The organism is Microbacterium azadirachtae, from assembly GCF_000956505.1.
GTDB classification, from domain to species: Bacteria; Actinomycetota; Actinomycetes; order Actinomycetales; family Microbacteriaceae; genus Microbacterium; species Microbacterium azadirachtae_A.
In genome coordinates, this window is record NZ_JYIX01000033.1 from 153,559 (window position 1) to 177,499 (window position 23,941).

The window sequence follows — 23,941 nt, forward strand, 5'->3', positions numbered from 1 at the left end:
GAATCCAGGAGAAGACAATGACGTCCCCCACTCCCACCCCCGAAGCAGAGGGAACACCCGAGAACGAGGCCACGGCCCTGTTCTCCCGCCAGGAGGAAGCGCTTCCTCCTCTGAAGACCGGCGCCACCTCGACGGTCGAGGTCGAGCCCAAGAACGGTCTCGACCGGTTCTTCAGCATCACCCGCCGCGGTTCGACCGTCGGTCGTGAGATCCGAGGCGGCATCGTGACCTTCGTCACGATGGCCTACATCGTCATCCTGAACCCGCTGATCCTCGGCGGCACGAAGGACGTCGCGGGCCACGCCCTGGATGCGGCGCAGATCGGTGCGGCGACAGGCCTCACCGCCGGCGTCATGACGATCCTGTTCGGCGTGATCGCACGGCTGCCGTTCGCGCTCGCCGCGGGCCTCGGAATCAACTCCTTCCTCGCGGTCGCGGTCGTCGGTCAGGTGACCTGGGCCGAGGCCATGGGGCTCGTGGTCATCAATGGCATCCTGATCGTGCTGTTCGGAGCAACCGGCATCCGGACTGCGATCTTCCACGCCGTGCCGCAGCCGCTCAAGGCCGCGATCACCGTCGGCATCGGTCTGTTCATCGCCTTCATCGGCTTCGTCGACTCGGGCTTCGTCAACCGCACCGCCGGCCCCGGCGGCCCGCCTGTGCAGCTCGGCAACGACGGATCCATCACCTCGGTTCCGACGCTCATCTTCCTGCTGGGCCTCGTCGTGATCGGCATCCTGGTGGCGCGGAAGGTTCCTGGCGGCATCCTGATCGGCATCGTCGCCACCACGATCGTCGCGCTCATCGCCCAGGCGGTGCTGCAGCTCGGCCCCTCGTTCAAGGACCCGAACGGCTGGCACATGACGATCCCCGAGCTGCCGAGCTCGCTGGTCACGATTCCGGACTTCAGTCTGGTGGGGCAGTTCGATCTGTTCGGCGCCTTCGGCCGCGTCGGTGCGCTCTCGGCGACGATGCTCGTCTTCACCCTGGTGTTCTCGAACTTCTTCGACGCGATGGGCACGATGACCGGTCTCGCGAAGAACGCGGGCCTGGCCTACAAGGACGGCACGTTCCCGCGGCTGCGTTCCGCGTTCGTCGTCGAGGGCTTCGGCGCCGTCGCGGGAGGCATGACCTCGACCTCGTCGAACACGGTCTACGTCGACAGTGCCTCCGGCATCGGTGAGGGCGCCCGCACGGGTCTCGCCTCGCTCGTGGTCGGCGTGCTGTTCCTGCTGTCGATGTTCCTGACGCCGCTCACGCTCGTGGTGCCGATCGAGGTCGGCTCGGCCGCCCTCGTCATCGTCGGCGCCATGATGATGGGACAGATCCGCGAGATCAAGTTCACCAACTTCGCGGTCGCCCTCCCGGCCTTCCTTACGATCGTGACGATGCCGCTGACCTACTCGATCGCCAACGGCATCGGCGTCGGCTGCATCTCGTGGGCACTCATCAACGTCCTCTCCGGACGGGCGAAGAAGGTCCACTGGCTGATGTGGATCGTCGCCGGCGGATTCGCGCTCTACTTCGTGCGCGGACCGGTGGAGCAGATCCTCAGTCACTGAGCCGTCGTTCGAAGCCCCCGGTCCGCGTGTGCGGGTCGGGGGCTTCGGCGTGCACCGGCGCGCCGGCCCCGCGGTCAGCGGGGGACGCGCAGCTCCGGCCAGGATGCGAGATCGGCGGGCTCGTCGATGTCGTCGCCGCGACCCAGATCGCCGCACTCCACGTCGTCGACGAGATGGCGGTTCCGCGCGATCCAGGCCCGAGCCGCGGCATCGCCCTCGGCGAGGGCCGCGGCGGAGCAGAGGTCGCCGGTGCCGAACACCACGGGGTTGCCGGGGATGCCGTGCCACATCGCGCGGGCGACGCGTCCCGGCCGGTGGGCTGCGAAGAGGCGCCGGATCACGGATGCGTCGACGCCCGGCTGATCCACGAGCAGCACGACCACAGCGTGCGGCGGCGCGTCGGTCACGACGAGCGGCAGCACGGCCGCCCGCAGCGAGGCGGACATGCCCAGCCGCGCGTCGTGCACTTCGATGACGTGCGCCGCCGGGCAGCGGGCGCGGAGCCAGCTGCGCGCGGTGCGGGCGGCGGGGCCGACCGCGACCGTGACGCTGCAGCCGGCCTCCGCCGCGGCCCGCGCGGCCCGGGTGACGAGCACCTCGCCGTTCCAGGGGAGGAGCGCCTTGGGCCCACGGCCGAGGCGGGTGCCGCGTCCGGCCGCGAGCACGATCGCGTGGTGGGTGCGCGTGGTCATCGGGTCGCCTCCGCCGCATCCCGCTCGAGGATCGCGGCGTGGATCCGATCGCGCGTGAACGGCGTGGCGGTCATGCGGATCCCGGTCGCGTCGCGGATCGCCGCGGCCAGCGCCGGGGCGATCGGGTTGAACGGCGACTCGCTCATCGACTTGGCCCCGAGAGGGCCGAGCGCGTCGGAGGTCTGCGCGAAGTGCACCTCGGAGCGCGGGATGTCGGCGAACGTGGGCACGTGGTACTGCCGCAGGATGTCCGACACCACGGTGCCGTCGTCGTCCAGCCGCACGATCTCGTGCAGCGCGGCGCCGATGCCCTGCGCGATGCCGCCCTCGACCTGACCACGGAACTGCTCGGGGTTGACGACGACGCCGGCGTCGGCGGCGTGGATGGACCGCAGGATCCGCAGCTCGCCCGTTGCCTCGTCGATCGCGACGCGGAACCCCTGCACGTTGAAGGCGACCGAGCGCGGCGTGCCGCCCCAGTACCCCTTCTCCTCGAGGGGCTCGCCCCGGCGCTCCGCGTCGGCGGCCACGTCGGAAAGGCTGACCGACTGCTCACCGCGGATCACGCGAGCGCCGGTCAGCACGCATTCGGCGAGGGGTGCGTCCAGCAGCTCGGCGGCGCGGGCGCGGATGCGCTCGGCCAGTGCGGTCGCGGCGGCGTGCGTGGCCCGCCCCGCGACGACGGTTCCCGTCGACCCGAAAGCACCGGTGTCGTGCGGCACCAGATCCGAGTCGGACTGGCGCAGCCGCACCGCGTGGGTCGTGGTCTGCAGCACGGTCGCGGCGATCTGCTGGTGCACCGTGGAGGTGCCGTTGCCGAACTCCGCCGTGCCGACGTCGAGGCCGAACGTCCCGTCCGCCCCGAGCCGGATCACGGTGTGCGAATGGTGCCCGTGCGGGGGGACCGTGGCGATCATCGCGACCGCGGATCCCTCCCCGAGCCGCCATCCGGTCCCCGAGCCCGTCGAAGGGCCGGGGAGCGATGCGGCGTCCTCCTCGCGGGAGCGCTCCAGGCCGTCGCGCACGATCCGCACGCACTCGTCGAGCCCGTAGCTGCCGATGATGAGGTCGGGCTCCTCGTGCGCGGCGATCATGGCGTCGTCCTGCCCGATGAGGTTCGCGGTGCGGAATGCGAGCGGATCCATCCCCAGCCGGCGCGCGAGCTCGTCCACGGTCGACTCGATCGCGAAGATCATCTGGCTGAGGCCGTAGCCGCGGAAGGCGCCGGAGGGCACGGTGTTCGTATAGACGACGTCGGCGTCGATCTTCTTCGCCGCCGCGAGGTACACGGCGATCGACTCGCCCACGCCGTGGAACATCACACCGGGTCCGTGGTTGCCGTACGCGCCGGTGTTGGAGCGCACGTCGACGCCGATTCCGGTGATCCGCCCGTCCGCGGTCGCGCCCATGCGCACCCTGATCCGGAACGGATGCCGCACGCTCGTCGCGGTCAGCACCTCCTTGCGGGAGAACTCGACGCGCACCGGGCGGCCGGTCGCCATCGTCGCGAGCAGGGCCAGATCCTCGGTGAACACCTCCTGCTTGCCGCCGAAGCCGCCGCCGACGCGCGCGGAGTAGACGCGCAGCCGCTCCTTGTCGATGCCGAAGATCCGGGCGAGGGTGCGCCGGGCGAGGAACGGCACCTGGGTGCTGCTGCGCACGACGAAGCGGCCGTCCGGATCCTGCCAGGCGATGGATCCGTGGGTCTCGAGAGCCGTGTGCGAGACGCGGTGGGTGTGGAAGGTGCGCTCCTCGACGACGTCGCTCGCGGCGAGTTCGGCCGCGAGGTCGCCGACCTCGGAGCTCATCTCCATCACGATGTTGGCCTCGGCGAGGGCGACGCCCTCGGGGTCGGGCACGGATCCGCCGTGCGCCCGCGCCCGCTGTCCGGCGGGGGAGGCCGCCCCGTGCAGTGCGACCGTGCCTGCGGCGTCGGCGAATTCCGGATCCGTGTTCGCCGGCAGGATCTCGTACTCGACGTCGACGAGGCGGGCGGCGCGCTCCGCCGCGCGCTGCGACTCCGCGACGACCAGCGCCACGCGCTGCCCGACGAAGCGCACGTACTCGTCGAACACGCGGGTGTCGTAGGGGTCGTCGGCCTCGATCTCGTGCTGCGCCGTGGAGAAGACGGTCGTCGGCGCGTCCTCCCGGCTGAGCACGCGCACCACGCCGTCGGCGGCCAGGGCGCGGGTCGCGTCGACCAGGACGACCCGTGCGTGCGGGTGCGGACTGCGCACGACCGCCGCGTACAGCAGCGGGGCGGGGAGCTCTGCGGGGTCGATGTCCATCGTGTAGCGGACGGTGCCGGTGACGACCCCGGTCGCGGCGGGGGCGCCCGTCGCGCGGCCGACGCCTCCGGCGCGGTCGTCGATGTTCACGGCGCCCCGCACCGCGTCCTCGATCGCGCGGTAGCCGGTGCATCGGCAGATGTTGCCCTTGAGCGTGCGGCCGAGATCCTCCTCTGCACCCTTCGGCATCGACGCGACCGTGCACACCATGCCGGCAGTGCAGAACCCGCACTGGAAGCCGGCCGCGCGGCGGAACCGCTCCTGCACCGGGTGCGGATCCTCGGGGGTGCCGAGGCCCTGGACCGTGACGATGTCCCGGCCGGCGGCGCGGTGCGCGGGGTACACGCAGCTGTGCACGGGGTCGCCGTCGACGATCACGGTGCACGCGCCGCAGTCGCCGCCGTCGCACCCCTTCTTCACGCCGTACGAGCCCTGATCGCGCAGCCACGTGCGCAGGCACTGTCCGGGCTCGGGTTCGACGGCGACCGCGCGTCCGTCGAGGGTCGCGTGCGGGCCGCAGGCGTGGGGCGCTCGCGAGAAACCACTATCTGCAGGAGACACCACGGCAGACGTGGTGTCTCGTGTCGGATCCGGTGTCTCGCGCTCTGTGCGGGCCGTCGGAATACTGCTCACAGCGTGCTCCTCTCGATGCGCAGGTCGCCCGTGACCCGCCCGATCGCGTCGTCGATACCGGAGGCGGACTCCGGCAGCAGTTCGGCGAGGATCTCCTCGCCGAGGCGGTGCGTCATCAGCCGCCGCCAGGCCGGTTCGCCGTGGATGTCGTCGTACCAGCCGCGCGTGCCGGCGACCGCGGAATCGATCGCGTCGCGCCAGGCCGCGCCGTCGGCGCGGACCGAGGGTGCGGGGGCGTCGCCGATCGTGCCGACCGCCGGTCCGGGGGTCTCGCCCCCGGGGACGGCACCCGGATCCGCTCTCACGTCGAGCACGATCGGGTGGAACGTCGACGCCGTGACGGTGAGCCGCAGTGACGACGCCGAGGTGCGCCGTCCGATCAGCAGGGCGGCGGAGCGCCCGCGCTCGGTGAGCGAGATCCGGCGGAACGCGGGCGTCTGCGCGAGGGCGTCGCCCGGCACGAGGAAGCTGCGGATCAGCTCGCCGTCGGCGAGCCGGGTGCGGGCAGGGCCGACGATGAGGTCGGCCACGGGGGTGCGCCGTGCGGAGCCGTCAGGGCACAGGATCAGCGCGGTCGCGTCCCAGCCGCTCAGCAGCGAGATCATCGGGCCGGCGGGGAGCCCCGTCGCGACGTTGCCGCCCACGGTCGAGACGTTCCAGATCTTCCAGGACGCGACGAAGGAGTCGCACGCCGGCGCGATCAGGTCCAGCCCGGGCAGCATCGCCCGGGGCATGCCTCCGGGGAGCGGGTCGTCGGCGAGAGCGCGCAGCTCCGCGATCCGGCACGTCGCCGCGATCTCCAGCGAAGGCACCCCCTCCACCTCTCGCGTCGTCCCTGTCAGCGGACCCCCTGGGGTGCGCTCATGGGGACGACTCGAAGGTGGGTGGTGCCAGATGAGCGGGGGCCAACCGGCGTCGGTGATGTCGAGGAGCCGGGTGGGGGCGCCGCGGGTGATGTCGGTGCCGTAGGAGAAGAGGACGGTGCCGCCGGCGAGCCAGGAATCCCCCGGTCGCCACTCCTGCGGATCAGCGCACATCAGCACCTCGTCGACGCTCGTCACATCCATGCCAGAGCCTCCTTCGTCACCGTCGTGCGTCGCGGTGTCGCCGCGCAGCTGCGGGCGGTCGGTGTCGCCGCGCGGTCGCGAGCCGCCGACGGCGCTGCCGTAAGGGGCGTTGCTGCCGGCGCCGTCGCCGTCGCCGCTGCGGCCCCGCGCTCCGCGCTCCGCCGCGCATCGTCGTGCACGTCGCCGGCGGTGTCGCGCAGCCGTGCGGGCGACGCGGGGCGTCGGGCCGCGGCGGGAGCGTTGCCGGATCCGACACGGGCAGCCGACTCCACGAGGATCAGCTCCGCGAGGATCGACACCGCGACCTCGGCCGGGGTGCGCGCACCCAGATCCAGGCCGATGGGGGAGTGCAGCCGGTCGAGGTGCGCGGCGGTGAGCCCTCCCGCGCGCAGTTCCTGCACGCGCTTGTCGTGCGTGACGCGGGATCCCATCGCGCCGACGTAGGCGACGTCGCGCCGCAGTGCCGCGTCGAGCACCGGCAGGTCGAAGCGCGGGTCGTGCGTGAGCATCACGATCGCGGTCCGGCCGTCGATGCGGCCTGCGGCGAGCTCTTGGGCGAAGTGCTCGGCCGGGTGCATCAGCACGACCTCGTGCGCACCGGGGTGGCGGGCGCGGGTGGCGAACACGGGCCGCGCGTCGCACACTGTGACGTGCCGGCCCAGCGCGGCCGCGGCCTGCGCGAGCGCCGCGGAGAAGTCGTTCGCGCCGTAGATGAGGAGCCGCGCGGGCGTCGCCGTCGACTCGATCAGCAGGCGCCGCACGACCGGGCAGTCCGGCGTCGCGCGATCGGTCACGTCGACCACATGGGCGCCGCCAGCGCGCAGCGCCGCGCGGATCCGGTCGCCGGCGTGCCCCGCGGCGCGTGCGAGCTCGTCGGGCAGCTCGTCCCCGTCGAAGGCCAGGCAGAGCGCGTCCGCACCGAGTGCGATCCCGAGACCCTCGGCCGTGAGGAGGGAGCCGGCGGTCGTGTCGTGCAGCGGGAGGTCGCGCACGAGGTGCGCGCGGCCAGCCGGCGCGGCGCCGCCGAGGGTGCGCAGCGGCTGCACGAGCACGCGCACATCGCCGCCGCACATCAGGCCGATCGAGAGGCCGTCGTCGTCGGCGTAGCCGAAGGAGTGCAGCTCGGTCGCGCCGGAATCGAGGCATGCGAGCGCGGCGTCGACGACGGCTCCTTCGACGCAGCCGCCCGAGACGGATCCGATCGTGCGGCCGTCGTCGCGCACCGCCATCGACGTGCCGGCGGGGCGGGGGACGGATCCGGACACTTCGACGATCGTCGCGATCGCCCACCGATCCGGGTCGGCGAGGCACTCGGCGTACTCGTGGATGCGATCCAGCATGGGGCACCTTCCTCATCCAGGTGCCGGCCATCGGCGCCTGATCAAGGGCGGTGCATCGGGACCATGAAGGAGGAAGCCTGGTGAGGAGGGAACCCCGGGTCACGATCCACGGCGTCACCGCCTGGGATGCCCGGTAGATGGTTCTGCTGTCGCAACCCGCCTAGGCCTGCGACGATTCTACGGCGGTTCTGGCGCACGCACAAGCAAATAGTCCGACAGGCGGATCTTAGTTTCCGCTGTGCGAAGGTTTGGTGCGCGAGTGCGTCGGATCCGGAGCCGCCAGATCGCCGGGCCCCGTCACCAGCTCCGCAGCACGGATGCCTTCGGGCCTGCGACCAGGGAGCGGGCGGGGACGTCGTCGGCCACGATCGCGCCCGCCGCGATGACGGCGTCCCGGCCGATCGTGACACCGGGCAGGACCGTCGCGCCCGCGCCGATCCAGACGTTGTCCTCGACGAGGATCGGCGCGCCGGAGAGGTAGTGCCGGCGCTCCTCGGGGTCGACGGGGTGCCCGACGGTGATGAATGTCGCCTTCGGTCCGACCATCACGCCATCGCCCAGCCGGATGCCGGCGAAGTCGAGGAAGGTGCAGCCCTGGTTGATGAAGACGCGTTCGCCGAGCTCGAGTCGCAGCCCGTGGTCCGTGTAGAACGGCGGGTAGACGGTGAGGCGCGGGGGAAGTGGTCGCCCCAGGATCTCCTCGAGGAGGGCCGCGCGCCCTGCCTCGTCGTCGAAGGGCAGCAGGTTGAACCGCGACGTCAGTGCGCTCGCCGCGAGCACGCGCTCGCTCATCGCCCGGAACTCCGCGCCCAGCACGCGCTCGCCGGCGGCGAGGAGCTGCGGGTCATGGATCGGCAGGAAGCGGTCGCGCGTCATCCGACCAGTATGCGAAGGGGCGCGGACGTGCGGACCGCGGCGCGCGGTCAGGACCGCCAGCCGCTGATGCTCGTCGCGCAGCCGAAGAAGTGTCGTCGTACCTCGATCTGCAGGCCGGGATGCGCCCGGAAGGCCTCGACGGCGCGGGATCCGTCGCCGAATCCGGTGAGATAGCGGTGCAGCATCCGGTACTCGGTGGGATCGGAGAGCAGCAGGATCCCCGCAAGCGGGACGATCCAGCGCAGATACGCGAGGTAGGCGATCCGCAGCGCTCGGCAGGTCGGCTCCGTGACATCGATGAAGGCGAAGGATCCGCCGGGGCGCAGCACGCGCGCGACCTCGGACGCGAGGCGCTCCAGCTGCGGGGCGTCGAACGTCTTCAGGCCGTAGGCGCTGACGACGACGTCGAAGGACTCGTGCGCGGCCGTTCCGTTCAGCGCGTCCTCCTGGCGCAGTCGCACCCGTCCGCCGAAGCGGTCGCGGCTGCGGGTCTCGGCGTGCGCCATCATCTGCGCGGAGAAGTCGACCGCCGTGATCTCGGCCTGGGGGAGGCGTCGTTCGATCTCCGTCCAGGTCTCGCCCCGCCCGCTCATCAGGTCGAGCACGCGCCGCGGGGATCCGGTCGCGCCGACCAGGCGGAGCAGTTGCCGCCGCCACAGCGTCGCGAAGCCCAGTGAGAGGGCGATGTTCATCCGGTCGTACGAGGTCGCCATGCGGTCGAACAGCTGCCGCACGCCGTCGGCGTCGTAGGGCGGGGTCACGGCCTCGGGGAATGCGAGCGCGACGGCGGGTCGGTGCGAGAGCTCGGTCATGGGACGACGATAGCGGATGAACTGAACATGTTCAATAAATGTTGGCGCGGGAGAACTGGTCGTCTGCAGGGCGGCTGCCCGGCGGGACCGTCTCCGGTCGGGCGCGTCTACTCGGCCCGAGCGGCTTCGTCGATGAGCTGCAGGATCCGGGCTGCGACGCTCACGGCGATCACGGCGGGCTGCTTGCCGGCGACCTCGGGGATCCCGATCGGGGTCGTGACGCGGGCGAGGTCGTCGTCGGTCTGGCCCAGCTCGTGCAGCTTCTTGCGGAAGCGCGCCCATTTCGAGGCGGATCCGATCAGGCCGATGGATCCGAGGTCCGCCGTGCGCAGCGCCTGGTCGACGATCGCGAGGTCCTCGATGTGGTCGTGCGTCATGACCAGCACATGCGCGCCGGGGGTCAGGTCCATGAGCGCCGCCTCGGGGACGGGCGCATGCACGATGCGCACGCGCGCCACGGCGTCGCCGAGCGGGCCGCGCTGTCCGGGGATCCCGATCCGGTCCTCGGCGAGCATCTCCTCCCGCGAGTCCACGAGCACAAGGTCGAGCTCGTGCCGGGCGAGGATGCGCGCGAGCTCGAGGCCCACGTGGCCGAGCCCGAACACGGCGACGGCCGGGGTGACCCTGATCGGCTCGAGCAGCATGGTGACCTCTCCTCCGCAGCACTGCACGCCGTACTCGGTGACGGCCTTGTCGCTCAGCGTGAGCGTGAGCAGCTCGGGTTCCGCGGATCCGTCGGCGAGCATCCGCCGCGCCTGCTCGATCGCGGTCTGCTCGAGGTTGCCTCCGCCGACCGTGCCGTGCACCGAGGCGGGGGCGACCACCATCTTCGCGCCGCCGTTGCGCGGGGCGTGTCCGCGGACGGTCGCCAGGGTCACGATCACGGCGGGGATCCGTCGCGACCGCAGATCCTGCAGCGCGTCCAGCCAGTCCACGATGCTCCTCTTCTGTCCTTCTACTCTTCTACCTCCGAGTCGTCCCCGTCAGCGGACTCCATAGCGTGCGCTGACAGGGACGACTCGGAAGTGGGGTGGTCAGTCGCCGGCGGCGGAGACGAGCGGGCGGTCGGAGGCGGGGGCGCCGGTTCCGGACGAGGCGGTTCCGGACGAGGCGGCTCCGGACGAGGCGGTGCCGGACGAGCCGTCGGCGGCGGCGTCGGGAACTCCGGCGGCGGCCTCCTGAGCGGTGCGGACGGCCCAGAACACGGCTTCCGGCGTCGCGGGGGAGCCCAGGTCGACCGAGTGCCCGGCCGGACCGAAGGCCGCCACGGCGTCGCGGAGCGCCTCGCGGGCGCTGAACGCGAGCATGAACGGCGGCTCCCCCACGGCCTTGGATCCGTAGACGGCTCCCTCCTCGCGCGCGTTCTCGAACAGGCGCACGTGGAACTCCTCCGGCATCTCGGAGAAGCTCGGCAGCTTGTACGTCGACGCCGACTGAGTCTGCAGCCGACCGCGGTGCGGACCGTCGCTGGTGTCCCAGCGCAGCTCCTCGAGGGTCAGCCAGCCCACACCCTGGACGTATGCGCCCTCGATCTGACCGATGTCGAGCATCGGGGAGAGCGAGTCGCCCACGTCGTGCACGATGTCGACGCGGCGCACCCGGTAGGCGCCGGTGAACTCGTCCACCTCGACCTCGGTCGCCGCGGCGCCGTACGCGAAGTACTTGAACGGCGAGCCCTGCATGATCTCCGGGTTCCAGTGCAGGCCCTCGGTGCGGTAGTAGCCGGCGGCGAACAGTTGCACGCGCTGGAAGTAGGCCGCCTTGACGACCTCGCCCCAGGAGACGCGCTTCACCGGAGCGCCGAGCGCCGTCACGAAGCCGCCGCCGAAGCGGACGTCGCGCTCGTCGACGCCGAGCATGCGCCCGGCGACCTTCGCGAGCCGATCGCGGATCTGCTCGCAGGCGTTCTTGACCGCGCCGCCGTTGAGGTCTGCACCGGACGACGCCGCCGTCGCCGACGTGTTCGGCACCTTGTCGGTGCGGGTCGGCGCGAGGCGCACCTGATGCAGTTCGACGCCGAGCGCGGTCGCGGCGACCTGCAGCATCTTCGTGTGCAGGCCCTGGCCCATCTCGGTGCCGCCGTGGTTGACCAGGATCGAGCCGTCCTTGTAGACGTGCACGAGGGCGCCGGCCTGGTTGAACGCGGCGAAGTTGAACGAGATGCCGAACTTGATCGGCGTCATCGACAGGGCGCGCTTCGCGTGCGGGCTGGAGGCGTTGAACGCACGGATCTCCTCGCGGCGCGCGTCCACCTCCGCCTCGTCGGCGAGCTGGTCCCAGATCGTCTCGAGCCGGTCGGCGTCCTTCATGAGCTGCCCGTACGGTGTGCTCTGGCCGGGCTTGTAGAAGTTGCGCCGGCGCAGCTCGAGCGGATCGATCCCGAGCTGCGGGGCGATCCTGCCCAGGATGTCCTCGATGAGGAAGACGCCCTGCGGGCCGCCGAACCCGCGGTAGGCGGTGTTCGAGGTCTTGTTGGTCTTCACGATCTGCCCGTAGGCGTGCACGTTGGGGATCCAGTAGGAGTTGTCCAGGTGGCAGAGCGCACGGCCCAGCACCGGCTCGGAAAGGTCGATCGACCAGCCGCCGTCGCAGGTGAGGGTCGTGTCGAGCGCCTGCAGCAGGCCGTGCTCGTCGAACCCCACCTTCCATGCGATGTGGAACGGGTGGCGCTTGCCGGTCATCGTGATGTCCTGCGTGCGGTTGAGGCGCAGCCGCACAGGGCGTCCGGTGAGCTTGGCGCCGAGGGCCGCGATCGCCGCGAAGCCGTGCGGCTGCATCTCCTTGCCGCCGAACCCGCCGCCCATGCGCAGGCACTGCACGGTGATCTCGTTCGCGGGGATCCCGAGCACGTGCGAGACCAGGTCCTGGGTCTCGGTGGGGTGCTGCGTGGAGCACTGGATGAAGTACTGCCCCTCGGAGTCGCGGATCGCGAACGATGCGTGCGTCTCCAGGTAGAAGTGCTCCTGGCCGCCGAACTCGGTCACGCCTTCGAAGACGTGCGCCGAGGCCGCGAGACCTGCGGCGGCGTCGCCGCGCTGCACCGTGCGCGGGGTGCCCTGGAAGGACTGCGCGTCGAGCGCGTCCTGCACCGTGATGAGCGACGGCAGCGGCTCGTACTCCACCGTGACGCGCTCCGCGCCGAGGCGCGCGGCCTCCTGCGTCTCGCCGAGCACCCAGACCAGGGCGTGCCCGTAGAACATCGCCTCGCTCGGGAACAGCGGCTCGTCGTTGCGGATGCCCGCATCGTTCAGGCCGGGGACGTCCTCGGCGGTGAGCACCCGCACGACGCCGGGCACCTCGTAGGCGCCGGAGACGTCGATCGTGACCTTCGCGTGCGCATTCGTGGACTGCACCGGCCAGGCGGTCAGCACGCCGGCGGTCTGCTCCGCGATGTCGTCGGTGTACATCGCCGCACCCGTGACGTGCAGGGCGGCGCTCTCGTGCGCGGCCCGCAGGCCGACGACGGGGTTCTCCGGGCGGTCGGCGAGAGTGCTCATGCCGACACCTCCTTCGACTCGATGACGGTCGCGCTGTAGAGCTTGAGCAGCGCGGTGTTGAGCATGAGCGAGCGGTACTCGCTGCTGGCGCGGTGGTCGGACATCGGGGTGCCCTCGCCGCGGAGGATCTCGGCGGCCGCCTTCACGGTGGCGATGTTCCAGGGCTTGCCGATCAGGGCGTCCTCGGTGGCACGCGCGCGCAGCGGGGTGGCGGCGACACCGCCCAGGCCGATGGTCGCGCCGGTCACGATGCCGCCGTCGATGTCGAGTGCGAACGCGACGGCGACGCTGGAGATGTCGTCGAAGCGGCGCTTGGCGATCTTGTGGAAGGCGGTCGTGGTGGCGAGCGGCAGCGGGATCCGGATGGCCTTGATGAGCTCATCGGGGTGCTTGACGGTCTGCCGGTAGCCGGTGAAGTAGTCGGCCAGATCGACCTCGCGCAGCACGACGCCGGATCCGCCCTCCGCCAGCGAGGCGAGCACGACGCTCGCACGCAGGGCGAGCAGAGCAGGCGGGGTGTCGCCGATCGGGGATCCGGTGCCGAGGTTGCCGCCGAACGTGCCGCGGTTGCGGATGAGGCGCGAGGCGAACTGCGGGAAGAGCTGCGCGAGCAGCGGGATCCGTCCGTCCAGGCGCTTCTCCACCTCGGAGAGCGGGAGGGCGGCGCCGATCTCGACCGCATCGTCTTCGATCCTCAGCGTGCGCAGCTCGGGGAGCTGCTCGATCGCGACGACGAGCGGCGCGCGGCGGCCGCGGATGTTCACCTCGACGCCCCAGTCGGTGGATCCGGCGACGAGAAGCGCATCCTTCTCGTCCTGCAGGATCCGCAGGGCATCGATGAGCGTCGCGGGGCGGACGAAGCGCGCCCCGTCGACCTCGGCGTCGGTCGCGACCGGCTCGGGGGCGGGCTGCGCGAGCCGCTGCTGCAGCGGGTCGTCGGCCTCGGGCGAGCCGAGCGTGTAGGCGGCGTCGCGGATGGGCCGGTATCCGGTGCAGCGGCACAGGTTGCCGCTCAGCGCGTGGAGGTCGAAGCCGTTCGGGCCGTGCTCCGGATCGTGGACGGGGCACGGCTCCGCGGTCGCGTCGGTCGCCTCGGTCGCCGTGCTCGTCGAGGCGGTCTCGATCGGGGTGCGGTCGGCCCGGTAGTACTCGCCGGCCATGCTGCAGGCGAAGCCGGGGGTGCAGTAGCCGCACTGCGATCCGCCGGCCTCGGCCAGCTTCTCCTGCACGGGGTGCAGGTCGTCGACCGATCCGAGCCCCTCGGCCGTGACGACCTCCTGGCCGTCGAGCGCGTACACCGGCACGAGGCAGGCGTTCACCGGCGTCCACGTGGTGCCGCCGTCCGTCGTCGGCGTGGCGAGCAGCATGGCGCAGGCGCCGCACTCGCCCTCCGCGCAGCCCTCCTTGCTGCCGGAGAGGCCGCTGTCGCGGAGCCAGTCCAGAGCGGTGGCGTGCGCGGGCGTTCCCACGAGCGGGCGCTGTTGTCCGTTGACGGTGACGGCGATGTCAGGCATGGGTCTCCTCGGATCCGGCGACACGTTCGATCGCTTGTCCTAAGGCGATCGTGCCGCGTGGGCAGGGTCAGGACAAGGGGTGTGCAGGGAAGACGGAGCGGTGCGGCTGCGTGGCGCGGAGGTCTCCTGCGCCCGGATCGGCGCAGGCGCGGACGGGGGTCACGTCCTGCCCGGCATCGCGTGGGGCGCGACGATTCGCACGGTTCGGCATCATCGCCTCTCCTCGCCTTCAGCGATCCAGAAGTTTCCGAGATTCGGAATAGTGGTTCTGGAGCATGGAAATCGTAAGACGCCAGATCGGTGCAGGTCAAGCGCCGAGGGTCATTGCGCGCGAAAGTCCCGCAGATGAGCGCCGTTCACAGCTTCGCGACCGCATCCGCGGAGCACGAGATCTGGGCGCCGACAGTGGCGGTGCGCAGGGCGAACGTGCTCACCGCTCCCGAGGACGGATCCGCCCGCGTCGGGCTCAGCGGGCGTTCGTCGCGGCCGAGATCTCGGCGACGACGTCGCGCAGCACCGGGATCGCCTGCTCGGCGAAGTCCTCGCCGACGCGCGACATCGGCCCGGAGACCGAGACGGCCGTGAGGACCGGCATGTTCGGCACTGCCATCGCGAAGCAGCGCACGCCCACCTCGTGCTCGCCGTCGTCGACCGCGTATCCGCGCTCCCGGCTGACGGCGAGATCGGCGAGCAGCTCGTCGATGGTGCCGAGCGATCGATCGGTGGAGTGCGGCATCCCGGCGCGGGCGATGATGTCGCGCACCTGGTCGTCGCCGAGTTGCGCGAGGATCGCCTTGCCCACGCTCGTGGAGTGCAGATGAGCGCGGCCGCCCACCTCGGTGAACATGCGCATGGCGTGCGGCGACGGCGCCTGTGAGACGTAGACGACGTTGTCGCCGTCGATCGTGGCGAGGTTCGCCGTCTCGCCGAGTCGGTCCACGAGGGACTTCAGTTGGGGCATCGCCATCTGGCCGAACTGGCGGTTCGCGACCTCGCCCAGGCGCACGAGCTTCGGGCCGAGCGCATAGCGGCGGTTGGCCAGCTGACGCGCGTAGCCCTGCGAGACCAGGGTGCGCAGCAGACGATGGATCGTGGGCAGTGGCAGCTCCGCGGCGGCCGCGAGCTGGCTGATCGTGGCATCGCCGCCGGCGTCCGCGATGAGCTCGAGCAGGTCGAAGACGCGGGAGACGGACTTGACGCCCGTAGAGCCCTCAGCGGCCATGCGGATCCTCTCGGCTGTGATCCGGGCGCGAGTTATCCGCATGCCGGAAGGATGATTCCCGAGCAGAGTATCCCACGGAGGGCCTCAGATGGCCGATGTCGCACTCCGTACGGCACGGGTCATCTGTTCCCCGCGCGTGTTCCCCGCGCGGCTGAGCCGCCCTCTGCGGGTTCACCGGGCCAGCGCGTTCATCGGGTTCGCCGAGCCCGCCCGGGCTCACCGCGCTCCCCGCCTACCGCGTTCCCCGCGCTCCGCGCTCCCCGCTCGCCGCGCTCCCCGCGCTCCGCGCTCCCCGCTCGCCGCGCTTACCGCGCTCCCCGCTCGCCGCGCTCCCCGCGCGCCGCGCCAGCGCTCACCGCGCCAGGCGGGCCCCGCCGTGCTCACCGGGTTCGCTGAGCCCGCCGGGAGCCTTCCCGACTCCGTTTGAAAACTATTTGCATCGTTGACCTGGGGAATTCGGGGTGGGAATGTCGGTGGCCCGGTGTTGACTTGATCCATGACGAACTCAGCAGACGCGGTGGCGGATCCCGGGGTGGACCCGGTGGATCCGGTCACGGTGCTGCGCCTGCTGAGAGAGGGCCTGGCCGCGGCCGAGGCGACGATCACCCGGTTCCAGGCGTTGCGGGACGCGCAGCTCGGGGCCGCGCAGCGCGTCGCCGAGGAGATCGCCGCCCGAGACGCCGGTGGTGGCTCGCCGCGGGGTGAGGCGGTGGATCTCGCGGAGCGGTCGGTCGCGGCGGAGCTCGCCGGGGTGTTGCGGATGTCGGATCGGGTGGTGCAGGCCCGGATGGCACGGGCGGCGGACCTGGGGACCCGGTTCCCGGAGGTCACGCGGGCGTTCGGGGAAGCGCGGATCAACGCCGCGCACGTCCGGGTGATCCAGGACGCCGGTGCGCGTCTTGATGAGGCGGTGCGGGCGGAGTTCGAGCAGATCGCGGTGGAGGCGTGTGCGGGGGAGACCCCGCATCGGGCGAAGCGGATCGTGGAACGCGTCGCGGAACGCCTCGCGCCGCGGAGCTTGACCGACCGGCACCGGGAGGTGCAGGAGGACCGGCGGGTGTGGCGGGAGGACCTCGGCGATGGGCAGAAGACCCTCGGGGTGATCCACTCGGCTGCCGTGATCGACGGGATCTACGACCGGCTCACCCAGCAGGCGCGGGCAGTATCGGTCGCGAATGCGCAGGCCGCGAAGGATGCGGCCGGCGGGGTCGACCCTGATCCGGATGGGCTCGGCGACCCGAACGACGAGCGGACGGTGGATCAGCTCCGCGCGGACCTGTGCGCGGACACCCTGCTCACCGGGGCCGCGTCCGGGCACGACACCGCCGCCGGGCTCCTGTCCGCGATTCAGGCGCGGGTCGAAGTCACTGTGCCGGTGCTCACTCTGCATACGCCCGATACCGCTGGCGCTGGCGCTGGCGGGCAAAAGTCACCGACGCGATCTGGGACCGTGTTCGGTGTCCGTATCGAACAGCCGGCCGAGCTCGCCGGCGGGCAGCCCATCGACACGCACACCGCCCGGATCCTCGCCGGCGGGGTCACCGCGTGGGAACGGGTGCTCACCCACCCGGTGACCGGGGCGATCCTCGCTGTCGACCACTATCGCCCCAATGCCGATCTGCGGCGTCTCTTGCACGCCCGGGATTCCCGGTGCCGGTTCCCGACCTGCGGGCTCCCGCCGGCCGCGCAGGATCTCGACCACACCATCGACGCTGCCTACGGCGGGTCCACGGAGGAAGGCAACGTCGGCGGGCTCTGCCGCAGGCATCACGTCCTCAAACACCAGACCGCCTGGACAGTGAAACAACGCGGCGCCGGGGTCCTGGAATGGACCAGCCCCACCGGGGCGACCTACATCGACAAACCGCCCTCGCCCGTGACATTCACCGTCGAAGACCCGGACCCACCCCCAGAACCGGACCCAGAGACCCCCGGATTCTGACGCGCGGAGATCCCGCCATCGGGCGAGCCGGTTCGCAGACGCCCGGACTCAGACGCCCGTATTCAGGCGCTGGCTCTCAGGCGCTGGCTCTCAGACGCCCGCACTCAGACGGTGAGCGTCACGCCCCACTGCACGGTCCAGGCCTCGCCCGGTGCCAGACGGCGCAGCCCGCGGCCCGAGTTGAACGCCTCGGCGGGCGCCGACATCGGCTCGAGGGCGACCACGAGCTCCTGCCCCGGGTAGTTCGTGTTCGTGTAGGCCTGCAGGTAGTCCAACCCCGGCCCCTGCCACAGCGTGACGGTGCGGCCGTCCGGGGCGGAGAGGGTGCTGTGCACGCGCCCGTCGTCCTCGCGGTGGAGCGTCGCGAAGCCGGTGTCGAGCTGCACCTCGGCGAGGCGTCGGGGGGTGCGCAGGTCCGTGCCTCCGGACACCGGCGATTCGCCGATCGGCAGCAGGCGGTCGTCGGTCTCGAAGAAGGTCTCGGCGGGGATGCGCAGGAGCAGCTGCCTCGGGTCGGCCCCGGAGATCGTGAGGAAGGGGTGGGTGCCGAGGGCGACCGGCGCCGCTTCCTGAGAGCGGTTCACGATCGTGTGCTCGGCGGTGACGCCGTCGGCGCCGAGCGTGTAGCGCACGCTCGTCTCCAGCAGATAGGGGTAGCCGATCTGCGGCACCACATTCGCGCGGAGCAGCACGGTCGCATCGTCCTGCTCGGCGATCTCGTAAGCGGTGTAGCGCAGCAGCCCGTGGGTCGCGTTGTTCAGCTTCGGCTCGGTGATCGCCAGCGCCCTGGTCTCCTCGCCGTCGGCCCAGATGCCGTCCCGGATCCGGTTCGGCCACGGCACGAGCACGACGCCGGAGCAGGCGGGCGCAGGGCGATCGTCGGGGTAGGGCGGGACGACCGTGGTGCCGCCGACGACGAGGTGCCGGAGGGCTGCGCCGACCTGCGAGATCTGCGCGCGGACGCCGTCCGCTTCGAGGTGGACCTGGACGCCGGTCGGAGTGGTCATGCCGCCATCGTAGAGCGGCAGGGTGACGCGGTGGGCTCCCAGGTGGCTCGGGTAGACTTGCGCGGTCGGCTTCGGGCGACCGTGACCTCCGGGATCCCCGGCGGGAGCGGTGCTGCGATTGTGTGTGAGCCCAGGGGCCGATGGTGAGTTCGGCGGACGTCGCCGAACGCTTCATCCATCACATGAATGGCCCCCGGCCGACGACTGCCCGGGTTTCCCCGCGCCCTACGAGGGCGGCGGGGCGCTGTTCTCGTGCGAGAACCAGACAAAGGACATACCCGTGCCCAAGAACCACAAGCCCAAGGGCGGACGCCCCTCGGCCAACTTCGAGCCGCGCTACGCGAAGAAGACCTCCTTCCACGACCGTCACAACCAGGGGCGCCCCGCACGCGACGGCGACTCCGGTCGAGGAGTCGCGGATCGTGCAGACCGGTACGGCCGCGCGGATGCGCGTCCGGCCCGCGACGACCGCGGCGGCCGCTTCGACCGCGATGCCCGTCCCGCTCGCGATGACCGTGGCGCTCGCTTCGACCGTGACGCCCGTCCGGCCCGCGACGACCGCCGTGCGGATGCCCGCCCCGGCAGCCGCTCGCCCGGCCACCGCGGCTTCCGTGCTGAGTCCGCCGCCGGCGATCGCGAGCCGAAGCGCCGCTGGTCGGCGCAGGAGAGGGCGGGCCGCGACGAGTCCCGCTCGATCCGCAACCGTGCCGAGTCGGGCCGCGTCGACGCCCCGCACCGTCGCGACGAGCGTCCGCGCTTCGATCGTGACGACCGCCCCCGTCGGGACGACCGGACCGAGCGTCCGCGCTTCGAGCGCAACGACCGTCCCCGTGTCGAGCGCAGCGACCGTCCGCGTTTCGACCGTGACGAGCGCCTCCGCCGCGATGACCGGACGGACCGTCCGCGGTTCGACCGTGATGACCGCCCCCGTCGGGACGACCGGACCGAGCGTCCGCGTTTCGACCGCGGCGACCGTCCCCGTGTCGAGCGCAGCGACCGTCCGCGTTTCGATCGTGACGAGCGTCCCCGTCGGGACGACCGGACCGAGCGTCCGCGTTTCGAGCGCAACGATCGTCCGCGGTTCGACCGCGACGACCGTCCCCGCCGTGATGACCGGACCGAGCGTCCGCGCCGTGATGACCGGACCGAGCGTCCCCGTTTCGACCGCGATGACCGTCCCCGCCGGGACGACCGCCCTCGCCGCACCGACGGTCCGACCCGTAGCGACTGGAACCGCACCGCCGACCGTGCGCCGAAGCACGAGCAGCTCGAGGACGTCGTGCACGAGCGCCTTGCGGCGCAGACCGTGCAGGCCGAAGAGGTCGCTGATGTGACCTTCGGCGACCTCGGACTCGGCTCCAACATCGTCGAGATCCTGACCGGTATGGGCGCGACGGCGCCGTTCCCGATCCAGGCGGCCTCGATCCCGGCTGTCCTCGAGGGCCGCGACGTCCTCGCCCGCGGTCGCACCGGATCCGGCAAGACCATCGCGTTCGGCGCCCCTCTCGTGGAGAGCATTCTGGCCTCGCAGAAGGGTCAGAAGCGCGAGTTCGGTCGCAAGCCGCGCGCGATCGTGCTCGCGCCGACCCGTGAGCTCGCCCTGCAGATCGACCGTACGATCCAGCCGATCGCCCGCAGCGTGGGCCTGTTCACCACGCAGATCTACGGCGGCGTGCCGCAGGCGCGCCAGGTCGGCGCGCTGAAGAAGGGCGTCGACATCGTGATCGGCACGCCAGGCCGCATCGAGGACCTGATCAACCAGGGCAAGCTCGACCTCTCCGACGTGCGCATCGCCGTGCTGGATGAGGCGGACCACATGTGCGAGCTCGGCTTCGTCGAGCCGGTGCAGCGGATCCTCCGGCACACCGGCGAGGGCAGCCAGAAGCTGCTGTTCTCCGCCACGCTGGACCGCGAGGTCGCCGCACTGGTGGACGAGTTCCTCGTGGACCCGGCCGTCTTCGAGGTCGCCGGCGAGACGCAGGACTCGGGCACGATCGAGCACCGCGTCCTCGTGATCGAGCACCGCGACAAGGCGGAGATCCTCACCTCGCTCGTCGATCGCGACGGACGCACGCTGGTCTTCTCCCGCACCCGCGCCTACGCCGAGCAGCTCGCCGAGGCCTTCGAGGACGCCGGGATCCCCGCGGTCTCGCTGCACGGCGACCTGAACCAGGCCAAGCGCACCCGCAACCTGCAGAAGCTCACCTCGGGTCGTGTGAACGTGCTCGTCGCGACCGACGTCGCCGCTCGCGGCATCCACGTCGACGACATCGACCTGGTCGTCCAGGCCGACGCCCCCGACGAGTACAAGACGTACCTGCACCGGGCCGGCCGCACCGGCCGCGCCGGCAACTCCGGCCGGGTCGTGACCCTGATCACGCGCCCGCGCGGTCGCCGCATGACGGAGCTGCTGAACCGCGCCGAGATCGACGCGCCGTTCGAGGAGGCGCGCCTCGGCGACGACCTCATCGAGGAGATCGCAGGCCGCATGCCGTCGACGTCCGACCTCACCGCCTGATCGAGACGCGGCTTCGTCGCGAAGCATCGGCCGAAAGAGCCGGGCGGGATCCTGATGACTCCGGATCCCACCCGGCTCTTTCGCATTTCGGCGAAGCCCGCGTGGTCAGAGAACGAGCGCCCAGTCGTTGCTGAGGATCTCCTCGCCGCGGAACGGGAACGCGCGGGTCGAACGCAGCGCGAAGCCCGCGCGCCGGCACAGCGCGTTCGAGGGTGCGTTGTCCACGGCGGGGTAGGCGTGGATCTCGGAGTGGCGTCCGTCCGCCCGCACGATGTCGAGGAGATGGAGGAGCGCCTGCCCGGCGTAGCCGCGTCCCTGCTGCTCGGGGAGCACGCTCCACCCGGTCTCCCATATGACGGCATCGGGATCCTCGTCGTTCTCCCAGTAGCCGATCGAGCCGACGGCGACGTCGCCGTCGCAGATCACGAGCATCCCGCCGGGTCCCTCCATGGACAGATAGCGCCGATGCCGCTTCTCCAGCTCCTCCGGGGTCTCGGGGCCGACGAGATGCGCCGTCATCTCCGGGGTGTTGAAACGGTCGAGCAACGGCCGGTCTTCGGGCTGCCAGGGGCGGAGTGCGACCATGCGGCGACGCTATCCGGAACCTCGGACACGACGGTGCGGGCGCGATGAGAAGGGCAGAGGGAGGGGCCGGAAACGGCCGAATTCGAAACCTGAGAGTTCGAGCAAAATATCCTGCTACATCCCGGGATCCTCGGTGGGCTCCCAGGAACAGTGATGCAGGATCGTTACCTTGTACGCCCGACCCGAGGGCGTGAGGCCGCTTCCCGAGCGGCACCGAGGACTTCAAGGATCGTTACTTCGTCATGTCGAGAAACCCGTTCTTCCGCTCTGCCCGCCGCAAGACCATCACCATCATCGGCGCGACCGCCGTGCTCGGCGCGCTCGCCGTCGGGGGCGCTGTGCTCGTCGCTCCCGCAGTCGCCGCGGCCGCTCCGGCCGTGGCCGCGGTCGACGATGTGACCGCCTACAACCAGCGGGTGCAGGTGCGTGCCGCACTCGACACCGCGAAGACCGCGATGGCGGACGCGGCCACCGTGAACGCCGATGTGAAGGCGGCCGGCCTCGATCTCGGCCAGGGGCGCAAGCTCGTGGACGTGACCGGTCTGACCTCGGCGCACGAGGTGCTGTCGAAGTCGGCCTCAGACAAGGGCGCCGTGCACACCGCGCTCGCCGTCGCGATCACGGACTACTCCGAGAAGGTGGAGTCGCAGGTCGCGGAGGTGCGCACCAACCTGAACAACGCCGTCGCGCAGAAGCAGGCGGCCGATGCCGCGGCCGCTGCTGCTGCCGCCCAGGCCGCTGCCGCCGCGCAGGCCGCTGCAGAGGCGCAGGCCGCCGCGAACACTCCGGACGGCGCGCGCGCCGCGGCTCAGCAGATCATGGCGAGCCAGTACGGCTGGGGCGATGACCAGTTCCAGTGCCTGAACTCGCTGTGGAACAAGGAGTCCGGCTGGAACTACCAGGCCTACAACTCCTCCGGCGCGACCGGCATCCCGCAGGCGCTGCCCGGCGACAAGATGGCGACCGTCGCCGACGACTGGCAGACCAACGCGACCACGCAGATCACGTGGGGCCTCGGCTACATCTCCAGCGTCTACGGCACTCCCTGCGCGGCCTGGGGCCACTCGCAGGCCACGAACTGGTACTGAATCCTCTACGGGACATCCTTCACGGAACCTCGAACGGGGCGGTGCGCATCGAGTGCCCGCCCCGTGCGGCGTCCCGCCGCACAACGCCTCAGAAGAGGGTCGGCACCGGCTCCGGCGCCCGCGGTGCACCGAACCGCGACGGCGCCGCGGGTTCGGCTGCGGGCTGCTCGAACAGCCACAGCGGCGTCGCGCTCGTGACCGGCTCGGCCGGCGCGCCCATGCTGCGCCGCAGCGGGCGATCGTCGGAGTGCCGCGCCTCCAGCCCGTGCATCCGGATCAGGGGCTTGACCCGTCGCGCGAGCCATCTCCGGTAGTCCTTCGGCGCCTCCGCCGCGGATCCGGGATACAGCACCCGGTAGGACGACAGCAGATCCGGCCTGTGCTGCGACAGCCACTGCAGGAACCAGGGCTTCACGCCCGCACGCAGATGCAGGGCGCCGTAGATGACATGGTCGGCACCGGCTTCCTTGATCCGCCGCAGGGCGCCGTCGATCGCGTCCACCGAGTCGGTGAGGTGCGGCAGGATCGGCATCAGGAACACCCCGACCCGGAATCCGGCGTCGCTGAGCGCGCGCACGGTGTCGAGCCGCGCCTGCGTGGACGGAGCGCCGTGCTCGATCGCCTCGCGAAGCGTCTCGTCGAACATCGCGATCGACAGCTGCACGTCGACGGGCACCCTGGCCGCGGCATCGACGAGGACAGGGATGTCGCGGCGGATCAGCGTGCCCTTGGTGAGCACCGAGAACGGCGTCCCGGAATCGGCCAGCGCGCCGATGATCCCCGGCATCAGCCGGTATCGGCCCTCCGCGCGCTGATACGGATCGGTGTTCGTGCCGAGCGCGACGGTCTCGTGCTTCCAGGATCCGCGGCGCAGCTCCTTCTCCACGGTCTCGACCACGTTCACCTTGACCACGATCTGCGAGTCGAAGTCCCGCCCCGCGTCCAGGTCCAGATACGTGTGCGTTCCCCGGGCGAAGCAGTACACGCAGGCATGGCTGCATCCGCGGTACGGGTTGACCGTCCAGTTGAACGGCATCTTCGACGGGCCAGGCACATGGTTCAGGGCCGACTTCGCGAGCACCTCGTGGAAGGTCATCCCCGCGAACTCCGGCGTCGTCACGGTCCGCAGGAACCCGGTGCGGTTCTCCATGCCAGGCAGCGCCTGCGCGTCGGTCTCGTCGATCCTCTGCCCTTGCCACCTCATGGAGATATTCGAACATAGCGACGATGATGAGTCAAGCGAAGCTCGTGGAAAGATTCGAATGTCGCGGACGTTCAGGTCTGGCGGTGAGAATGGA

At 71.2% G+C, this 23,941-nt stretch carries 17 protein-coding genes; 4 read left to right on the forward strand and 13 right to left on the reverse strand.

The window, feature by feature from the left end:
- Positions 1-17 precede the first annotated feature (17 nt).
- Complete coding sequence (locus tag RS86_RS08700; protein WP_082076689.1) at positions 18-1,562, forward strand: NCS2 family permease; 1,545 nt, start codon at positions 18-20, stop codon at positions 1,560-1,562.
- A 74-nt stretch (positions 1,563-1,636) separates the two neighbouring features.
- On the opposite strand, the gene RS86_RS08705 is transcribed toward RS86_RS08700, so the two are convergent.
- The 10 genes from RS86_RS08705 to RS86_RS08750 form a co-directional block, all read right to left on the reverse strand.
- Positions 1,637-2,254: a nucleotidyltransferase family protein gene (locus tag RS86_RS08705; RefSeq protein WP_045271828.1), complete on the reverse strand. Its 618-nt coding sequence runs from the start codon at positions 2,252-2,254 to the stop codon at positions 1,637-1,639.
- Complete coding sequence (locus RS86_RS08710; protein WP_235281718.1) at positions 2,251-5,175, reverse strand: molybdopterin-dependent oxidoreductase; 2,925 nt, start codon at positions 5,173-5,175, stop codon at positions 2,251-2,253. The genes RS86_RS08705 and RS86_RS08710 overlap by 4 nt, the downstream gene beginning before the upstream one ends.
- Positions 5,172-6,242 (reverse strand): FAD binding domain-containing protein, encoded by a 1,071-nt coding sequence (locus tag RS86_RS08715; protein ID WP_045271829.1) that lies wholly within the window; start codon positions 6,240-6,242, stop codon positions 5,172-5,174. The genes RS86_RS08710 and RS86_RS08715 overlap by 4 nt, the downstream gene beginning before the upstream one ends.
- Positions 6,233-7,582 carry an XdhC family protein gene (locus RS86_RS08720; RefSeq protein WP_052680170.1) on the reverse strand — a complete coding sequence of 450 codons (1,350 nt, stop codon included), beginning with the start codon at positions 7,580-7,582 and terminating at the stop codon, positions 6,233-6,235. The genes RS86_RS08715 and RS86_RS08720 overlap by 10 nt, the downstream gene beginning before the upstream one ends.
- Before the next feature lie 297 nt (positions 7,583-7,879).
- On the reverse strand, positions 7,880-8,458 hold the full coding sequence (locus RS86_RS08725; protein ID WP_045271830.1) for a DapH/DapD/GlmU-related protein: 579 nt from the start codon (positions 8,456-8,458) through the stop codon (positions 7,880-7,882).
- A 47-nt stretch (positions 8,459-8,505) separates the two neighbouring features.
- Positions 8,506-9,270, reverse strand: a complete 765-nt coding sequence (locus tag RS86_RS08730; RefSeq protein WP_052680171.1) for a class I SAM-dependent methyltransferase — start codon at positions 9,268-9,270, stop codon at positions 8,506-8,508.
- A 107-nt stretch (positions 9,271-9,377) separates the two neighbouring features.
- Positions 9,378-10,205, reverse strand: coding sequence for a xanthine dehydrogenase accessory protein XdhC (gene xdhC, locus RS86_RS08735; protein ID WP_045271831.1), 828 nt, complete (start codon positions 10,203-10,205; stop codon positions 9,378-9,380).
- Between the two features lie 99 nt (positions 10,206-10,304).
- Positions 10,305-12,767 carry a xanthine dehydrogenase molybdopterin binding subunit gene (gene xdhB, locus RS86_RS08740; RefSeq protein WP_045271832.1) on the reverse strand — a complete coding sequence of 821 codons (2,463 nt, stop codon included), beginning with the start codon at positions 12,765-12,767 and terminating at the stop codon, positions 10,305-10,307.
- Positions 12,764-14,281, reverse strand: a complete 1,518-nt coding sequence (locus RS86_RS08745) for a xanthine dehydrogenase small subunit (protein ID WP_045271833.1) — start codon at positions 14,279-14,281, stop codon at positions 12,764-12,766. The genes xdhB and RS86_RS08745 overlap by 4 nt, the downstream gene beginning before the upstream one ends.
- Before the next feature lie 466 nt (positions 14,282-14,747).
- A complete protein-coding gene (locus tag RS86_RS08750; protein WP_045271834.1) occupies positions 14,748-15,503 on the reverse strand; it encodes an IclR family transcriptional regulator in 756 nt (251 codons plus the stop codon).
- Between the two features lie 496 nt (positions 15,504-15,999).
- On the opposite strand from RS86_RS08750, the gene RS86_RS08755 reads away from it, so the two are divergent.
- The gene (locus tag RS86_RS08755; protein ID WP_082076690.1) at positions 16,000-17,445 is read left to right on the forward strand and encodes an HNH endonuclease signature motif containing protein; all 1,446 of its coding nucleotides are present in this window, start codon (positions 16,000-16,002) and stop codon (positions 17,443-17,445) included.
- Positions 17,446-17,549: 104 nt separating this feature from the next.
- Here RS86_RS08755 and RS86_RS08760 read toward each other — a convergent pair whose 3' ends face one another.
- A complete protein-coding gene (locus RS86_RS08760) occupies positions 17,550-18,452 on the reverse strand; it encodes an aldose 1-epimerase family protein (RefSeq protein ID WP_045271836.1) in 903 nt (300 codons plus the stop codon).
- Between the two features lie 280 nt (positions 18,453-18,732).
- On the opposite strand from RS86_RS08760, the gene RS86_RS08765 reads away from it, so the two are divergent.
- The gene (locus RS86_RS08765) at positions 18,733-20,970 is read left to right on the forward strand and encodes a DEAD/DEAH box helicase (protein WP_045271837.1); all 2,238 of its coding nucleotides are present in this window, start codon (positions 18,733-18,735) and stop codon (positions 20,968-20,970) included.
- 105 nt (positions 20,971-21,075) lie between these two features.
- Here the strand turns inward: RS86_RS08765 and RS86_RS08770 are convergent, their stop codons facing one another.
- On the reverse strand, positions 21,076-21,555 hold the full coding sequence (locus RS86_RS08770) for a GNAT family N-acetyltransferase (RefSeq protein WP_045271838.1): 480 nt from the start codon (positions 21,553-21,555) through the stop codon (positions 21,076-21,078).
- A 242-nt stretch (positions 21,556-21,797) separates the two neighbouring features.
- Here RS86_RS08770 and RS86_RS08775 point away from each other — a divergent pair, with 242 nt between their 5' ends.
- On the forward strand, positions 21,798-22,643 hold the full coding sequence (locus RS86_RS08775) for a hypothetical protein (protein WP_045271839.1): 846 nt from the start codon (positions 21,798-21,800) through the stop codon (positions 22,641-22,643).
- 88 nt (positions 22,644-22,731) lie between these two features.
- Here the strand turns inward: RS86_RS08775 and RS86_RS08780 are convergent, their stop codons facing one another.
- Positions 22,732-23,847: an Rv2578c family radical SAM protein gene (locus RS86_RS08780; protein WP_082076691.1), complete on the reverse strand. Its 1,116-nt coding sequence runs from the start codon at positions 23,845-23,847 to the stop codon at positions 22,732-22,734.
- Positions 23,848-23,941: the final 94 nt, after the last annotated feature.

Bases quoted from the DNA above. Each gene is read 5' to 3' on its own strand.
- RS86_RS08700 (WP_082076689.1), top strand. From the start codon at position 18: ATGACGTCCCCCACTCCCACCCCCGAAGCAGAGGGAACACCCGAGAAC.
- RS86_RS08705 (WP_045271828.1), bottom strand. From the start codon at position 2,254: ATGACCACGCGCACCCACCACGCGATCGTGCTCGCGGCCGGACGCGGC.
- RS86_RS08715 (WP_045271829.1), bottom strand. From the start codon at position 6,242: ATGGATGTGACGAGCGTCGACGAGGTGCTGATGTGCGCTGATCCGCAG.
- RS86_RS08720 (WP_052680170.1), bottom strand. From the start codon at position 7,582: ATGCTGGATCGCATCCACGAGTACGCCGAGTGCCTCGCCGACCCGGAT.
- RS86_RS08725 (WP_045271830.1), bottom strand. From the start codon at position 8,458: ATGACGCGCGACCGCTTCCTGCCGATCCATGACCCGCAGCTCCTCGCC.
- RS86_RS08730 (WP_052680171.1), bottom strand. From the start codon at position 9,270: ATGACCGAGCTCTCGCACCGACCCGCCGTCGCGCTCGCATTCCCCGAG.
- xdhB (WP_045271832.1), bottom strand. From the start codon at position 12,767: ATGAGCACTCTCGCCGACCGCCCGGAGAACCCCGTCGTCGGCCTGCGG.
- RS86_RS08745 (WP_045271833.1), bottom strand. From the start codon at position 14,281: ATGCCTGACATCGCCGTCACCGTCAACGGACAACAGCGCCCGCTCGTG.
- RS86_RS08750 (WP_045271834.1), bottom strand. From the start codon at position 15,503: ATGGCCGCTGAGGGCTCTACGGGCGTCAAGTCCGTCTCCCGCGTCTTC.
- RS86_RS08755 (WP_082076690.1), top strand. From the start codon at position 16,000: ATGACGAACTCAGCAGACGCGGTGGCGGATCCCGGGGTGGACCCGGTG.
- RS86_RS08760 (WP_045271836.1), bottom strand. From the start codon at position 18,452: ATGACCACTCCGACCGGCGTCCAGGTCCACCTCGAAGCGGACGGCGTC.
- RS86_RS08770 (WP_045271838.1), bottom strand. From the start codon at position 21,555: ATGGTCGCACTCCGCCCCTGGCAGCCCGAAGACCGGCCGTTGCTCGAC.
- RS86_RS08775 (WP_045271839.1), top strand. From the start codon at position 21,798: ATGTCGAGAAACCCGTTCTTCCGCTCTGCCCGCCGCAAGACCATCACC.
- RS86_RS08780 (WP_082076691.1), bottom strand. From the start codon at position 23,847: ATGAGGTGGCAAGGGCAGAGGATCGACGAGACCGACGCGCAGGCGCTG.